The organism is Chryseobacterium indologenes, from assembly GCF_002025665.1.
GTDB lineage: Bacteria > Bacteroidota > Bacteroidia > Flavobacteriales > Weeksellaceae > Chryseobacterium > Chryseobacterium metallicongregator.
In genome coordinates this window covers 4248875-4264614 of record NZ_CP018786.1, presented here as the reverse complement: position 1 = coordinate 4264614, position 15740 = coordinate 4248875, and the positions used below count along the sequence as shown (strand labels likewise).

General features: G+C 35.9%; 14 protein-coding genes. 7 read left to right on the top strand and 7 right to left on the bottom strand.

Features of this window, described 5'->3' with window-relative positions; genetic code table 11:
• Nucleotides 1-328: 328 nt before the first annotated feature.
• On the bottom strand, nt 329-967 hold the full coding sequence (locus tag BUE84_RS19260; protein ID WP_079243983.1) for an MBL fold metallo-hydrolase: 639 nt from the start codon (nt 965-967) through the stop codon (nt 329-331).
• A gap of 70 nt (nt 968-1037) precedes the next feature.
• Between BUE84_RS19260 and BUE84_RS19255 the strand changes: the two genes are divergently transcribed.
• Nucleotides 1038-2255 carry a DUF5103 domain-containing protein gene (locus BUE84_RS19255; RefSeq protein ID WP_079243093.1) on the top strand — a complete coding sequence of 406 codons (1218 nt, stop codon included), beginning with the start codon at nt 1038-1040 and terminating at the stop codon, nt 2253-2255.
• 354 nt (nt 2256-2609) lie between these two features.
• Nucleotides 2610-4562, top strand: a complete 1953-nt coding sequence (locus BUE84_RS19250) for a M4 family metallopeptidase (protein WP_079243092.1) — start codon at nt 2610-2612, stop codon at nt 4560-4562.
• A 79-nt stretch (nt 4563-4641) separates the two neighbouring features.
• On the opposite strand, the gene hemH is transcribed toward BUE84_RS19250, so the two are convergent.
• The 3 genes from hemH to BUE84_RS19235 are packed head-to-tail and all read right to left on the bottom strand — an operon-like array spanning nt 4642 to nt 7102.
• Nucleotides 4642-5670 carry a ferrochelatase gene (gene hemH / locus BUE84_RS19245; protein WP_079243091.1) on the bottom strand — a complete coding sequence of 343 codons (1029 nt, stop codon included), beginning with the start codon at nt 5668-5670 and terminating at the stop codon, nt 4642-4644.
• A gap of 15 nt (nt 5671-5685) precedes the next feature.
• Nucleotides 5686-6213 carry an NADPH-dependent FMN reductase gene (locus tag BUE84_RS19240; protein ID WP_079243090.1) on the bottom strand — a complete coding sequence of 176 codons (528 nt, stop codon included), beginning with the start codon at nt 6211-6213 and terminating at the stop codon, nt 5686-5688.
• A 10-nt stretch (nt 6214-6223) separates the two neighbouring features.
• Entirely contained in the window at nt 6224-7102 is an 879-nt protein-coding gene (locus tag BUE84_RS19235; RefSeq protein ID WP_034694953.1) for an iron-sulfur cluster biogenesis protein NfuA, read from the bottom strand.
• A 163-nt stretch (nt 7103-7265) separates the two neighbouring features.
• Here BUE84_RS19235 and BUE84_RS19230 point away from each other — a divergent pair, with 163 nt between their 5' ends.
• Nucleotides 7266-7802, top strand: a complete 537-nt coding sequence (locus BUE84_RS19230) for a gamma carbonic anhydrase family protein (protein ID WP_079243089.1) — start codon at nt 7266-7268, stop codon at nt 7800-7802.
• Between the two features lie 148 nt (nt 7803-7950).
• Here the strand turns inward: BUE84_RS19230 and BUE84_RS19225 are convergent, their stop codons facing one another.
• A complete protein-coding gene (locus BUE84_RS19225; protein WP_079243088.1) occupies nt 7951-8403 on the bottom strand; it encodes a hypothetical protein in 453 nt (150 codons plus the stop codon).
• Nucleotides 8404-8485: 82 nt separating this feature from the next.
• Between BUE84_RS19225 and BUE84_RS19220 the strand changes: the two genes are divergently transcribed.
• Entirely contained in the window at nt 8486-10612 is a 2127-nt protein-coding gene (locus tag BUE84_RS19220; RefSeq protein WP_079243087.1) for a helix-turn-helix domain-containing protein, read from the top strand.
• Between the two features lie 36 nt (nt 10613-10648).
• Here BUE84_RS19220 and BUE84_RS19215 read toward each other — a convergent pair whose 3' ends face one another.
• Nucleotides 10649-11497: a M12 family metallopeptidase gene (locus BUE84_RS19215; RefSeq protein ID WP_158521388.1), complete on the bottom strand. Its 849-nt coding sequence runs from the start codon at nt 11495-11497 to the stop codon at nt 10649-10651.
• A 260-nt stretch (nt 11498-11757) separates the two neighbouring features.
• Between BUE84_RS19215 and BUE84_RS19210 the strand changes: the two genes are divergently transcribed.
• From BUE84_RS19210 to BUE84_RS19200, 3 genes are all read left to right on the top strand, one after another.
• On the top strand, nt 11758-12762 hold the full coding sequence (locus BUE84_RS19210) for an LLM class flavin-dependent oxidoreductase (RefSeq protein ID WP_079243085.1): 1005 nt from the start codon (nt 11758-11760) through the stop codon (nt 12760-12762).
• Between the two features lie 68 nt (nt 12763-12830).
• Complete coding sequence (gene ribB / locus BUE84_RS19205; protein ID WP_034694964.1) at nt 12831-13952, top strand: 3,4-dihydroxy-2-butanone-4-phosphate synthase; 1122 nt, start codon at nt 12831-12833, stop codon at nt 13950-13952.
• A gap of 103 nt (nt 13953-14055) precedes the next feature.
• Nucleotides 14056-14637 (top strand): Crp/Fnr family transcriptional regulator, encoded by a 582-nt coding sequence (locus BUE84_RS19200; protein WP_079243084.1) that lies wholly within the window; start codon nt 14056-14058, stop codon nt 14635-14637.
• A gap of 77 nt (nt 14638-14714) precedes the next feature.
• On the opposite strand, the gene fmt is transcribed toward BUE84_RS19200, so the two are convergent.
• Entirely contained in the window at nt 14715-15662 is a 948-nt protein-coding gene (gene fmt, locus BUE84_RS19195) for a methionyl-tRNA formyltransferase (protein ID WP_079243083.1), read from the bottom strand.
• Nucleotides 15663-15740 lie beyond the last annotated feature (78 nt).

Genomic DNA, 15740 nt, shown 5'->3' with positions numbered 1-15740 from the left:
TTTTTTTTTATTACTGCCCGATAAAAAGAATAAATAGATTAAAAATATCAATATTTACGGCATGAATTAACAGGTCGCTCCTCCGGAGCTTTATTTTATGGAGACTTCATTTTTTTCTACTAACAGTAGATCCCGATGGGATCAAATCCAGCTCCAATGGGAGCTAACTGTTAATAGAACGTATTTTTCTTAAAATTATAGCTCCGGAGGAGCGATCTGTTCATTATGTTTAAATTTTATCGAACATGATTTTTTATATAAAGTGTCAGATCTAAGGTTGATTCAAGACATTTATATGACTCTCAAACTCTCAAACCCTCCGACTCTTTTACTTCAAAAACGGATTATACTGTTTTTCAAAGCCAATGGATGTAGGATTTCCATGTCCTGAGAAAACCTGTGTTTCATTATCCAGAATGAAAAGTTTTGATTTAATTCCTTCAATCAGCTGATCATAATTTCCTTTATACAAATCTGTTCTTCCGATACTGCCTTCAAAAAGAACATCTCCTGAAATCATGAATTTCTGATTTTCATTATGATAAACAACACTTCCAGGAGAATGTCCCGGAACATGATAAATTTTAAATTTTTCTCCATCCAGATCAAGTTCATCTCCTTCATTTATATATTCTACATCCACTTTTACAGGGTTGAGCTGCATTCCGAATCTCATGCCGCTTGCCTGAAGCATATCCAGTACTTCCTGATCTTTCTGATGCATATTAACAGGTACGTTGAATGTATCAAAAGCCCACTGAAGTCCCAATACATGATCAATATGAGCATGGGTCAACAGAATTTTCTGAATCTTCAGTCCTTTTTCAGTAATGAAGTTATCAATAGCCTGAGTTTCCTGAGCATTCATATTTCCCGGATCGATTAACCAGGCATTTTTATTTTCGTTATAAAGGATATAAGTATTTTCACTAGCAAAGTTGAATACGAAACCTTGAATCTGAAGCATATCTGAATATTTTTTATTCAAAAATACGATATTATTAAGAAAATGGCTATTTTTCGTTATCTTCGTCATAATGAAAACTTTGCGAATACTCTTACTTTCTTTGGGCGGACTGGTTTTTGGACAAAATATCCAAAGTGTTCAGCTGTTCAATCCTCAGACCAATGATGAAACCCCTGTAATTAAGATAGGCGAGCAGCTGGTTCTGGGCTTTGATGATCTTACCAACGGCAGTCAGATCTATAGGTATACATTCAAACATTACGACAGAAACTGGAATGAAGATAATCTGTTTTTTACAGAATTTGCTACCGGAAGTATGAATGCACTTCTGGATCAGTTTCAATATTCTTTCAATACATTGCAGGCATATACCCACTATAAACTGGTTTTTCCGAATGATAAAATCCAGCTGAAAGTTTCCGGGAATTATGAACTGATTGTTTATAAAGATTCTGCAGACCAGCCTCTTTTCAAAAAAAGGTTTTATCTGGTAGAAGATGTAACATCTGTGGGGTTAAATATTACGAGATTTGCGGATGCAAAAAATCCAAATCTTAATCAAAGGGTAGAAGTGAATGTTTCTCCGAAGGGAGGTGATATTTCTTCCAATGTCAATTCAATCACGATGAATGTGATGCAGAATAACAACCCGAATATGGTGATTTCTAATCTTAAGCCAAGCAGTGTTTTAGGAAATCAGGTTCTTTTCCAACAGATGAACCTTACGTTCCCGGGAGATAATGAGTTTTATTATTTCGATAATAAAAATATGAATATGGCAGCGGATATGGTGCGTGCTACCGAAATAAAAGATGATGTGAACCAGACGTATCTTCATCCGGTATGGGCATTTCCTTTGAATTATCAGTATCAGCCCGATGTCAATGGAGCATGGTATTATAGAAGAAACGATTTGGGTAGAGAAAGAGATGCAGAAAGAGAAGCGGATTATTCATGGGTGCATTTCTATTTAGATTCCGATCCTGTGGATAAAGAAATTTATGTGCTGGGAGGATTTAATAATTTTAAACCCGGCAAAGAAAATCAGATGCAGTATGATGCATCTACTAAACAATATGTGGCAAAAATATTCCTGAAACAAGGGTTTTATAACTATGTGTTGGTAACAAAAGATGGAAACGGTTTGAATTTTGGGGAAGTGAATGGTAATTTCTGGCAGACAGAAAATCTTTATCAGGCATTTCTTTATTATGCACCGTTTGGAAGAAATTATGATGGATTAATGGGATATGGAGAATTCAGAACACCGATTGCCAACAAACGGTAAGTAATTATAATTTAAAATATGCATAAAAAATAGGGCTGTCTCTTAAGATAGTCCTATTTTTTTGTCCGTATTGAAAAGAATTAATCTCTCAAATCTTATATTATGGCTAATTTTTTCATATTATAATGCACTACATAGTGAAAAAAAATAATTCACAAAATTTTGATTTTAATTAATTTTTTTAACATAAAATTTACATTGCTGAAAAATTATATTTAAATAATTTTCTTTTTTTTAAAATCATCATTGTGTTTTATTTATTGATTTATAATATCAATTGAATTTTATTCATTGTTTCTGTTGTTTTATTGTGAAAAGTTTATAAATTCGTCACCACAATCAACCAATATTAATATGAAAACGAAATTTATCTTAGTGGCAAGTGTTGCCGCCTGCTCTTTTGTGTTTGGACAAAACACTCCATCGAAATTAGTTCCGGGTAAAAGCGGACTCCATGCTGAATTTATGAGATTTGAAAAAAATGCACCTGCGTATCAGGGAACTCCTGTTTTATTTGACGAAGCTTCTCAGAGACTTTCTCCGGGACAAGCTCGTAAACTAGGGCTGGAAAAAGATGCATTAGGTTTTGAAACTCAAAGATTTCAACAGACCGTTAATGATATTCCTGTAGAATATGGAATGATCGCTGTACAGACAAAAAACGGTAAAATTGTAGGACAATCCGGAAAATGGGTTGTTAAAGTTCCGAAAGGACTTGACAAAAATGCAAGCCTTGCTGAAAATGCAGCATTACAGAGTGCTTTGTCATTCGTAGGGGCAGACTCCTATAAATGGAAAAATAAAGAAGAGGAAGATTTTCTTAAAAAAGAAACAGGCGATCCCAATGCAAGCTATGCTCCTAAAGGTGAATTAGTTTATTATTCAGATCCTGATGACGACAGACTGACTGATTTAAAATTAGCTTATAAATTCGATATCTATGCTGAAAAACCATTAAGCAGACAATATGTTTTTGTAGATGCTAAAAATGGAAAAGTACTGGGAGTAGATGCTATTATTCATGAAGTGAATAGCCCTGGAACAGCAGTTACAGGATATAGCGGAACCCGTAACATCACTACAGATTCTTATAACGGAAGCTACCGTTTAAGAGAAACAGGTAGAAATGGTGGAACTTCTGTGGAAACTTACAATCTGAAAAAAGGAACGAGTTATGCTTCTGCGGTAGACTTCACAGATACTGACAATAACTGGAACAATGTCAATACCAATAAAGATCAATATGCTACCGATGCGCATTGGGGAGCAGAAATGACAGTGGATTATTTCTATACAAAATACGGACGCAAGAGTATTGATAATAATAATTTTGCTATTAAATCTTATGTTCACTATTCTACCAACTACTTCAATGCATTTTGGGATGGTTCCAGAATGACTTATGGGGATGGAAGCTCTACAACGAACGGTGGAAAACCTTTGACAGCAATAGATGTATGTGGTCATGAGATTACACACGGATTGACTTCTAAAACAGCTAATCTTGCTTATCAGAGAGAATCCGGAGCATTGAATGAAGGTTTCTCAGATATCTTCGGAAATACCATTGAGCGTTGGGCAAGACCTACTCAGGCAAGCTGGACACTAGGGGAAGATTTCAACTACGTGATCAGAAATATGGCGAATCCAAATGCGTACAGCCAGCCAGATACGTATATGGGAACCTACTGGAAAACTACTACAACTTCAGGCTGTGTTACACCAAGCCAGTCCAATGATTATTGTGGAGTTCATACCAATTCAGGAGTACTTAACTTCTGGTACTATCTGTTAGTTACAGGTGGTTCCGGTACGAATGACAAAGGCTTTGCATACAATGTTTCAGCCATCGGACTGGATAAAGCCGGAGCAATTGCTTACAGAACATTAACGACTTATCTTACTTCTTCTTCTACCTATGCGAATGCAAGAACCTATTCTATTCAGGCTGCTACCGATTTATACGGAGCAACCAGCAATGAAGTAACTCAGGTTAAAAATGCATGGAATGCTGTAGGCGTAGGAGGAGGAACTTCTCCGGCAGGAAAAGTGGCGGCCACAGATACAGCTCTGTACACCATAAGTCCAAACCCTGCAACAGACCGATTTACCATCAACTTTGAAGGAAAATCAGGAAAAGGAATTGTAGAATTGGTAAGCCTTACAGGTAAGAAAGAAATTTCTGAGAAAGTAGAAATGACTGATGGGGCAAATAAACTGAACATTCAGTTACCTTCCAATATTCTTCCAGGAGTATATATTGTATTGGTAAACGGAGAGAAAGCAGGAAACCTTATTAAAAAATAGCACCAAACTTTTTAATATATTCAACGAAAAGGCCGCAAGTTAATTCTTGCGGCCTTTTGTATATTTTAAACAAAGAAGTTTATACCAAATAGAAATCATTCAGTTTTTCTTCACAAAGTGTTTTTACAACTTCAATCCATCGGTCTTCATCATTCAGACATGGAATGTAATGGAAGTTTTCACCTCCACCATGCATAAACTGCTCTTTTCCTTCTACAGAAATCTCTTCCAGGGTCTCCAGACAGTCGGAAACGAATGCCGGACATACAACAGCCAGGTTTTTTATTCCCTTTTTACCAATGGTCTCCAGAGTTTCGTCTGTATACGGCTCAATCCACTTGTCTTTTCCTAATCTTGACTGGAAAGAAACAATCGTTTTCTCTTTAGGTAAATTCAATTTATCAATGACAAGCTGTGTTGTTTTATAACATTGATGACGATAGCAGAACTGATGACTTGGATTATCCTCTCTGGAACAACAGTCATTAAGGTTACAGGTCTTCGTAGGATCTGTCTTATAAATATGTCTTTCCGGAACTCCATGATAAGAAAACTGTAATGCATCAAAATTTTCAGGAAGCTTCTCTTTTATACTTTCTGCAAGGCAATTGATATAAATATCTCTGTTGTAGAAAGGCTGAATATAATTGATCTTTATAGTTGGAAAATTCTTTTTTCTCACTTCTTCCGCTTTTTCAATCACGGTTTCCGTGGTACTCATTGCATATTGAGGATATAGTGGAAAAAGAACAATTTCAGTGACTCCCTGATCAACCAGTTTCTGGATACCAGCTTCAATGCTTGGTTGCGCATATCTCATTCCGATTTCCACAGGAACATCTACCACTTTCTGAAGTTTTTTCTGAATTTGTTCAGTAATCACAATCAGCGGAGAACCTTCATCCGTCCAAACCGTTTTATAGGCTTCAGCAGATTTTGCAGGTCTTGTTTTCAGAATGATTCCCTGTACAAGAAGTGCACGAAAGATCCAACGGTAATCAATCACTCTTTCGTCCATCAGAAACTCATCAAGATATTCCTTTACGTCGTTTACAGAAGTTGATCTCGGTGATCCGAGGTTGACTAGTAAAATTCCTTTCTTATTCAATATTCTAAATTTTAATTATGAAACAGAACTTGTAAAATCTGTTACTAATTTTAATACTTTGGCAAAGGTATTACTTTCCAGTAAGCCATTGCCGTCAAATTTGCCTTTTATCCCTTTTATTAATGCCTGATGTTTATCATCTGCTACCGCTCCAAGAGTCTTTAAAATTAATAATAACTCTTCATGACCTCTTTCTCCACTGGCAGAAGCGGTAATCACAGCAACAGGTTTTTCAGAAAAAACTGTCGTGGAAACACACCATTCCAACAGATTTTTTACTCTTCCCGGGATACTGAAAATATATTCCGGTGTGGAAAATATAACCCCTGAAGCGTTTTTAATATCTTTTCTGATTTTCAGAACTTCTTCCGGAGCAAGATCATCTGTTAATGCCGTATCAAAATGTGGAAGGACAGCAAGATCAGTATACATCTGAAAGTCTGTATTGTTTATCTTTTCCAGCACCTGTTCCATCAGTTTCTGATTGCTGGAATTTTCAGAAGCACTTCCAATAATCACCAAAATTTTCTTTCCGGGAGGCATTTTAACTGTTTTATCCGTTTACGGCTTCCACTCTTTCTACCAGGTCCGGAACGAATTGTTTTAAAATATTTTCAATTCCGTTTTTCAAAGTAGCAGTAGAACTTGGACATCCTGAGCATGCACCCTGTAAAAGCATTTTAGCTGTTTTACTTTCCTGATCATATTCCATCAGAGAAATTTTTCCACCATCATTTTCTACAGCAGGAGCTACATATTCATTTAAAATGTCAGAAATTTTCTGCTCATCTTCAGTATAATCTCTGTTGATAATTTTCTCAACAGGGTTTTCGTGTTTCTGAGGTTCTATTTTTGAAATTTCACCTCCGTTCTGAAGATATTCAGCGATAAGCGCACGAACAGTCATCATTACCTGGTGCCATTCTACAGAATTATTTCTTGTAACCGCTACAAAGTTGTCCGAAATGAAAACTTCCGTTGCAAAATCAAATTCTTTAAAAATAGCCAGCGCCAAAGGAACTTCTTCAGCAGCTTCTTTCGATTTTACTTCCACAAAACCATCCATCAGCAGTTTGCTTGATACAAACTTCATTACATTCGGATTTGGAGTCATTTCCGCATAAATCTGATACATTTCTTTTTTCTTCTGAAGATAAATTCTTGGGTTGGCCAATAATTCATCCTCAATTACATTTTTCAGACTTTCAGCAACATGTTCCCATTCTATGGTATCTTGTTTTGCCACTGCTACAAAATTAGCGGTAATGAAAACTCTTTCCACAAAAGGATAATTGAAAAGTTCCTGTGCCAAAGGAATTTCCGAAATATCTGAATTTCTGTCCAGTTCTAAAGACCCTGGGATGAGGTTGTAATCTGCTACAAATTTCATCACTTTTGGGTTTTCAGTTGGTTCTATAAGTACGGTACGCATTTTTTCGTTAAATTTGAGATACAAAAATACGCATTAGAAGTTAGAAGCTGAAAATTGAGAGTTAGATTTTTGCTATCACTGTAATTTAGAACTTAGATACAAGAAAAGATAACACATCATAAATTCTCAAATTGGCTCATTTTCAAATTTTCAAATTAATATTATGGCACTTATAAAAGAACTTTTAGGAAAAGCACCACAGATCGGAGAGAATACTTTTTTAGCAGAAACTGCAACTATTATTGGCGATGTTACAATGGGAAAAGACTGCAGTGTCTGGTATAATGCAGTGATCAGAGGTGATGTTCACTATATCAAAATGGGTGACAAGGTGAATGTTCAGGATAATGCAATGCTGCACTGTACGTATCAGAAATATCCTTTGAATATCGGGAACAATGTTTCTATAGGGCACAATGCCATTGTTCATGGATGTACTATTAAAGATAATGTACTGATTGGAATGGGAGCTATTGTGATGGATGATTGTCTGGTAGAAGAAAATTCTATCGTAGGAGCAGGTTCTGTAGTGACTCAGGGAACTCACATTAAATCCGGAGAAGTTTGGGGAGGAGTTCCTGCAAGAAAAATCAAAGATATCAATGCTCAGTTACTGGAAGGAGAAGTGAACAGAATTGCAGATAACTATGTGAAATATTCATCATGGTATAAGGAGAATGTGAAGGATCATCAATTTTAGATGTCAAGTGAATAGTGAATCGTCAATTCGTTGCGCTTGTCAATTTTTTTTGCGAAGCAAATTCACTATTGATCTATTTAAAGTAAATATAAAAGCTCTGTCCAAAAACAGAGCTTTTTCGATTTGATATAGAACCTTTGCTTTATTGTTAATTATTATCCGGTGTAATAAGCCTGATCTTGCCATTGATACATTTGAGTGATGTAGGTGGCTCGATCATCATACAGTCAGACGTAATATTATACTTTTCATTAAAAGCTTTCACTTTATCCGTATACTCATTCACCCTTGGTAAGAAAGTTGTTTCTATTTTTTTAGGATAGGCAATGTATTGCTGAGGACCGCCGCAGGCTTTTGATCCCATAGGAGCAAATGCCCATTGGCTGGCATCGGTACATTTTTCTCCTGATACTTCAGATTCAATAGAAGCTTTTAATCTATCCAGCTGTGCCTGTTCATATTTCTGACTGTCTTCGTCAGCAGGTCTGTCAGCAATATCAATAGGAAGATTGGTATTGGCACTCTTTGATGTATTACACGAAACTAAAGTTAATGTAGTACACAATACTATTGCCGGGATATGAAAGAATAATTTTTTCACAATAAACTTTTTTCTTTTTAAGAATTTTCAAAACTTATGCCAAGGTAAGAAATTCAAATTCATTTCCGTATTTTTGACGAAGATGAATAATCATTTTTTTGACTTAATAGAATATACGAACAGAAGCGTTTTTTTAACCGGGAAAGCCGGAACAGGAAAGACGACATTTCTTAATGATTTTGTAAGGCGTACCAAGAAAAAGCATATTGTAGTAGCTCCCACAGGAATTGCTGCCATTAATGCAGGAGGAGTAACCATCCATTCTATGTTTGGACTGCCATTAAGAACCTTTCTTCCTACTACAGAAAGGATAGATACCAGTTTGGCTAATAATATTGCCGATCTGATGCCCCATTTCAAATACCGTAAAGATAAACTGAAGCTTCTGAGAGAAGTTGAAATCATTATCATTGATGAGGTTTCAATGTTGAGGGCTGATGTTCTGGATATGATGGATTTTTCTTTGAGATTCATCAGAAGGAATAATCAGAGATTTGGAGGTGTACAAATGCTTTTTATCGGGGATTTGTTTCAGCTTCCTCCGGTAGTGAGGGATGAGCATATCCTGAAAATGTATTACAACTCACCTTTCTTTTTTGACAGCCATGCCATTAAAGAAATTCCTATCGTTACCATTGAACTCACAAAAGTATACAGACAGTCTGATGAAGAGTTTCTGGAAATTCTGAATGCAATCCGTGACGGCGATGTGGATAATATAGACTTTAATCATCTCAATGAAAGGTATGATCCTGACTTTGATATGGGAAAAGAATCATATGTATATCTGTGTTCTCACAACAAAATGGCAGATGAGATCAATCAGGAAAAACTGACAGAAATAAAAGTTGATCCTCAGGTGTATGAAGCTAAACTGGTAGGCGATTTCAAAGAAAACCAATTTCCGAACGAACAGTTTTTAGAACTGAAAATTGGAGCTCAGGTCATGTTTATCCGAAATGATATTTCCGGTGAGAAGAAATATTTTAATGGAAAGCTAGGAGAGATCATCGGATTGGATGAAAATGAAATTCGTGTTGTATTGGACGAAAGTGAAAATGAAATTGTTGTAAAAAGAGAAACCTGGGAACAGAAAAAATATTTTCTTGATACTGAGAAAAATATTCAGGAAGAAGTGTTGGGAAGTTTCGAGCAGTTTCCTATCAAATTAGCATGGGCGGTTACGATTCATAAAAGTCAGGGATTAACGTTTGATAAAGTGATTATTGATGCCGGAAAGAGTTTTACTGCCGGTCAGGTGTATGTAGCTTTATCCCGTTGCAGAACATTGGAAGGAATTGTTTTAAAATCAAAAATTACTCCCGAAGTTATTTTTAAAGATAACAGGATTTTACATTTCCATACAGATACGATTGCCAATGACCATGTGGAAACGATTCTGAATCAGGAAAAATATGATTACAGCATCAGAAAAGTGTTGCGTACATTAGACTGTACATGGTTTTTAAAGGAAGTGGAGGAATGGAATAACCTTTCCATTGTTACTAAGAATATTGACCATGTTAAAACCAAACAGCTTTATCTTCAGCTGAAGCATGAAGCAGTAAATCTTGGAAAGATATTTGAAAAACTGGAACGTATCATTTTTCAGAAAGTCAATAATTTTATTGAACAGAAAGAAGAGTGGTCCGAAATTGAGAGTAAATCAAAAGGTGCTGTTAATTTCTTTTTTACAGAAACCAGAAATAAAATTTTTGATCCTTTAAAAGAATTTTATGCCGAAATAAAAGGTGCGAAAGGTTTAAAACAATATAACGAAGAATTTAAAAGCTGGCTGGAAGACATTGAAGAATATCTAAACAGTCTGAGAGAGATACACCTTCTTGAAACGAAACTTTTAGATGAAAAGAATGATAAAGAAATCAATCTCAAAATTGCTAAAGTTCCGTCCCAGGTTTTAACCTTCCAGCTGTTTGAACAGGGGAAAACTATAGGGGAAATTGCCTTAGAAAGAGGTTTGGTAAAAGAAACTGTTATCGGGCATCTTGCCAAATTTGCAGAACAGGGATTGCTGGATATCGCCAGAGTCATTACTTCAGATAAAATCAAAGCTTTTGAAGATGAATTCTATAAAAATCCACATGAAACTTTAACCGAGTGGAAGAATGCACTGCCCAATCATTTTGAATTTAACGAAATCAGGATTTTAATTAATCATTATAATTATAAAAAAGAAAAGAACTCATAAGAGTTCTTTTTTTATGGAGAGACAATTCTTAAAAATCTAAGGATACATTGCATTGATGGTATTGATATCTCCGGTAGTAAATCCTGTTCTGTTATAAGTAAAATTGCTGTTATCAGCTCTGGTAATCGTTGGTAACCCATTTTTAGAATAAGAGGTTGGCCAATACATCATCACCGAATTAATATTAAACGGGCCTATATCTGTTCCGGAATTATAAATATTGAAATTATAAGATTGTCCGTTTTGAATATTGTTCCACAGAATTTTTACATATTGATCTCTGTCTTTACGCGTATGTTCATGGTAAAGTCCTACTGTATGTCCCATTTCATGAATAACGGATCCTACAGAAATATACTGATCCAAAGAAACGGTTTGTTTTCCACCCTGATATCCGATATGAGCCCAGCCATCAGATCCTGACGAGCTTCCGAAAATAAATTCCACATAATTAGACTGATTGGTGCGATAGATCCACTGAGTATTGGTTTTATTATTATACTCGCTGATGGCAGAATTGATTTTATTGACGTTGATGGAACCCATATTGCTGGCAATGGTGTAGTAAATTTTACCATTGGGCCATCTGGAATAGCTGGCGCCGCCTTTATTAACTTCATTACCTTCTGACAGTTGTTTGTCGGTAAGAACAATATCTCCCTGGAAAAAATTCATTCCGTTTTTTCTTTCGTAGGTAATTTCCTGGCCGTTCAATTGTCCTTTTTTTACATTGTCTGCGTTGAAGGCATTGGTTTGAGCTTCAGAAGTAATTTCTTCATTGTTTTTACTGCAAGAGGAAAATGTAGCAGCAATAAGAAAACTCATAAAGACAGTTTTTCCTGTCAGCATCTGCTTATAAAACAGGCTGTTTGTTTTTTTGTTCATATTAAAGTTTTTAAAAATTTGGTATACGAATATAATGAATATGTCTCTTTTTATTGAATTATTTTTGTTAAAATACATTTTTAATATGATTATTTAATTTTAAAATCATATAGACAAAACGATGTAAACAAAATTTTTATTCCAATAGTTTTTCCCTGAACTGATCAATTGTTTTTATTAATTACAAAAAGTAACTAATGCAGTTTTTATGTTTTAAATTTGCCTTGTTTTTCAGATTAAAGAAAAATTAACATCATAACATGAAAAATTTTGAAATTTCTGTTTTAGATCTTGCACCGGTAAAGCAAGGTAAAAGCATTCATGATACTTTTCAGGACAGCTTATCACTAGCTAATCACGCTGAAAATTTAAATTATAAAAGATTCTGGCTGGCAGAACACCACAATATGGAAAGTATTGCAAGCTCTGCAACTTCTGTTTTAATAGGTTTCATCGCCAATGGAACGAAAACTATAAGAGTAGGTTCAGGAGGAATTATGCTTCCTAATCACAGTTCTCTGATTATTGCAGAACAATTTGGTACTCTGGAGTCTTTATTTCCGGGAAGAATAGACCTTGGATTAGGAAGAGCTCCGGGAACAGATGGCTTGACAGCACAAGCGTTGGGAAGGAATCCAGCCATCATCAATGAACAGTTTCCAAGACAGATTCTCGAACTTCAAAGATATTTCTCAAAAGAAAATTCAGAGGCGATGGTTCGTGCCATTCCGGGAGAAGGGTTGGATATTCCGCTTTATATTCTGGGATCAAGTACAGATAGTGCATGGCTGGCTGCAGAACTCGGTTTGCCATATGCATTTGCAGGACATTTTGCACCAGAACAGATGGAAATGGCTTTTAAGATATACAGAGAGCATTTTGAACCGTCAAAATATTCGGACAAACCTTATATCATTGCCTGTGTAAATGGGGTAGCGGCTGAAACATCCGAAGAAGCTCATAAAATCTCGACGACTTTATTTCAGGCATTCATCAATATTGTAAGAAACGACAGAAAACCTTTTGCTCCACCCGTGGATGATATGGATGAAATCTGGTCGCCCATGGAAAAATCTATGGTGTTGCAGAAACTGAGATATACGTTTATCGGAGATCAGGCCGAAGTTCAGGAAAAGCTCACAAATTTTCAGGAAAGATTTCAGGTAGATGAACTGATGATTAATTCACATATCTACGATCATCAGAAAAGATTGAGATCTTACGAGATTTTCAGAGAGGCTGCAGACTCTTTATCCAAAGCGTAATAAACCATACATAATTAATTGGCAGATGCTTATTTTTATGAGTATCTTTGCACAAATAAAAAGTAAACATGTCCGATATTAAATTAAATACTATTCCAGAGGCTATTGAAGACCTTAAAAATGGTAAAATAATCATAGTAGTAGATGATGAAGACAGAGAGAATGAAGGTGATTTTCTTTGTGCAGCAGAACTGACAACGCCGGAAATTATCAATTTTATGGCGCTTCACGGAAGAGGACTGATCTGTATGCCGCTTCCTGAAAAAAGATGTGATGAGCTTGGCCTTGAGGTAATGGTAAGCAGAAGCAGCGATCCTAAAGAAACTGCTTTCACCGTATCAGTTGACCTTTTGGGTAACGGAACATCTACCGGAATTTCTGCGGGTGACAGAGCAAAAACTATTTTAGCCCTGATGGATGAGAAATCCAAGCCTACAGACTTTATGAGACCTGGTCACATTTTCCCGCTTCGTGCAAGAAAAGGTGGTGTATTGAAAAGAGCCGGACATACTGAAGCTGCAATTGATCTTACGCATTTAGCAGGATTGAAAGAAGGAGGAGTAATCTGTGAGATCATGAATGAAGACGGAACAATGTCTCGTCTTCCTGAACTTCATGCTTTTGCTCAAAAGCATGATATGAAGATCGTTTCTATCGAAGATCTGATTCACTATCAGCTTAAAAAAGGAAATCTGGTAGAAAGACTTGAAGAGAAAAAAGTGAAAACGCACTATGGTGATTTTGATTTTTATGCTTTCAGAGAAACTTCTAACGACCAGATCCACTTTGCATTGACAAAGGGAGCTTGGACAGTAGATGAGCCTGTTTTGGTAAGAGTACAGTCTTCAGATTCTTATTTCGATGTATTGACAAGACTGAATAACGGCGAAAAACCATTGTTGGAAAAAGTAACCGGTATGGTGAATGAAGCTGGTAAAGGAGCCATCATTTTCATCAACAACGTTTCTAACTCTGAAAATACATTAAGAAAACTTCAGCAGTTTCTGAACTATCAGGACGGGCAGGAGCAGCATCCTACATTAGCGTACAATTACAGAGATTATGGAATTGGAACGCAGATCTTAAAGAATTTAGGAATCAACAAGTTCAAAGTAATCACTCAAAACCCTAATATCAAACCTCAGGTTGGAGGATATGATGTAGAGGTGACAGAGATGGTACAACTATAAAAAATGAATGGTCAATAGTGAATTGTTTTCACAATAAATGACTGTTTGCAATACAAAATTATAAGGTTTAGGATTTTTCTAAACCTTTTTTTATTTTTAAACCATGACTGAGTCCTTAAAAAAACATATTCGGGGATATATTGATATTTCAGACGAAAAGCTGGAAAAATACTGCAATGCCTTTAATCTTCAGAAAATAAAGAAAAAAGAATTCCTTTTAAATGAAGGAGAGATTTGTGAATTTGAAGGATTTGTGGTGAGTGGCTGCTTTAAAGTTTTTCATACCCATCATAATGCAGCCGAACAGATATTGTATTTTGGAATTGAAAACTGGTGGATCTCCGATATTGATAGCTTTATCAACCATATTCCTTCAAAGCTCAATATTCAGGCGCTGGAGGATAGTGAGATTCTTCTTATTCCGAAAAAAGATAAAGAAAAACTGTATGCTGAAATGCCGGAAATTGAAAGATTGATGAGGCTTAAATTTCAGCAGTCAATTATTGCATTACAGCGTAGAATTATTGATAATTTAAGCAAACCTTCAGATGAAAGGTACGTAGAATTTTTAAGGGATTACCCAAAAACAGCGCATCGTCTTACCAATATTCAGATTGCAGCTTATCTGGGAGTAACCCCGGAGTTTATAAGCAGAATACGGAAGAAAATTGTCAGTAAAAGCTGATGGTTAAAAATTGAAAAAGTCCCAAAAGTATCTACAGACCAACTTTTGGGACTTTATATTTGATAAGATATAAATCTTTAGATTAATGTGATTCCATCAAAATTTCGGAAGCCATTCAGAAAATCTTTTACCATCATTCTTTTTTTACCTTCCAATTGAAGTTCCAAAGGATAGTAAATTCCGTCCTGGGTATAGATTTTAAATTCATTTTTAGAAATATCAAGACTTCCCGCTGGTTTTCCGTGATCAGAAAGTTCAAATTTGCCCCCGAATATTTTTAATCCTTTTTCCTCGTTGTCAATCTTTAAAGTGGTGAAAGCTGCAGGATAAGGTGACATTCCCAGAATAAACTGATGAATGTTTTTTGAAGGCTGCTCCCAATTGATTTTCGTATCTTCCTTGAAAATTTTGTAAGCATTTTTAGGATGTTCTACGTGGGGTTGAGGTTTTTCTTCAATTGCATTTTCAGCAAGGCCGTCTAACGTTTTTACAACAAGTCCTGAACCCATCTCCATCAGTCTGTCGTGAAGGCTTCCTGCATTTTCATCAGGTAAAATTTCAATTTCCTGCTGAAGAAGAATATTACCTTCATCAATTTTTTCATTAATAAAGAAAGTGGTTGCTCCGGATTTTTCTTCTCCATTGATTACAGCATAATTGATAGGTGCAGCACCTCTGTAATCAGGAAGTAATGAAGCGTGAAGATTGAAGGTTCCCATTTTAGGCATTTCAAAAAGCACTTTAGGCATCATTCTGAATGCTACCACTACAAAAACATCCGCATCCAGTTTTCTAAGTTCTTCCAGAAATTCAGGGTTTCTCAACTTTTCCGGCTGGAAAACAGGAATGTTGTTTTCTTCTGCGTAGATTTTTACCGGTGACTGGTGAATTTTCTGTCCTCGCCCGCTTGCTTTATCGGCCACAGTTACTACACCTACCACCTGATGGTGAGATTGATGGATTGCCTCCAAAGAAGTTTTTGCAAACTCAGGAGTCCCTAAAAAAACGACTTTCAATGATTTCATACTGCAAAGATAAGTTTTTGATCTGAGAGTCGGAAGATATTGAAGTTCGAGGGTAGGAGAGTTTTAGCTGATTTAGGC

Excerpts from the sequence above, each read along its gene's own strand:
- BUE84_RS19260 (WP_079243983.1), bottom strand. The coding sequence starts at position 967 with ATGCTTCAGATTCAAGGTTTCGTATTCAACTTTGCTAGTGAAAATACT.
- BUE84_RS19255 (WP_079243093.1), top strand. The coding sequence starts at position 1,038 with ATGAAAACTTTGCGAATACTCTTACTTTCTTTGGGCGGACTGGTTTTT.
- BUE84_RS19250 (WP_079243092.1), top strand. The coding sequence starts at position 2,610 with ATGAAAACGAAATTTATCTTAGTGGCAAGTGTTGCCGCCTGCTCTTTT.
- BUE84_RS19240 (WP_079243090.1), bottom strand. The coding sequence starts at position 6,213 with ATGCCTCCCGGAAAGAAAATTTTGGTGATTATTGGAAGTGCTTCTGAA.
- BUE84_RS19235 (WP_034694953.1), bottom strand. The coding sequence starts at position 7,102 with ATGCGTACCGTACTTATAGAACCAACTGAAAACCCAAAAGTGATGAAA.
- BUE84_RS19230 (WP_079243089.1), top strand. The coding sequence starts at position 7,266 with ATGGCACTTATAAAAGAACTTTTAGGAAAAGCACCACAGATCGGAGAG.
- BUE84_RS19220 (WP_079243087.1), top strand. The coding sequence starts at position 8,486 with ATGAATAATCATTTTTTTGACTTAATAGAATATACGAACAGAAGCGTT.
- BUE84_RS19215 (WP_158521388.1), bottom strand. The coding sequence starts at position 11,497 with ATGAACAAAAAAACAAACAGCCTGTTTTATAAGCAGATGCTGACAGGA.
- BUE84_RS19210 (WP_079243085.1), top strand. The coding sequence starts at position 11,758 with ATGAAAAATTTTGAAATTTCTGTTTTAGATCTTGCACCGGTAAAGCAA.
- ribB (WP_034694964.1), top strand. The coding sequence starts at position 12,831 with ATGTCCGATATTAAATTAAATACTATTCCAGAGGCTATTGAAGACCTT.
- BUE84_RS19200 (WP_079243084.1), top strand. The coding sequence starts at position 14,056 with ATGACTGAGTCCTTAAAAAAACATATTCGGGGATATATTGATATTTCA.
- fmt (WP_079243083.1), bottom strand. The coding sequence starts at position 15,662 with ATGAAATCATTGAAAGTCGTTTTTTTAGGGACTCCTGAGTTTGCAAAA.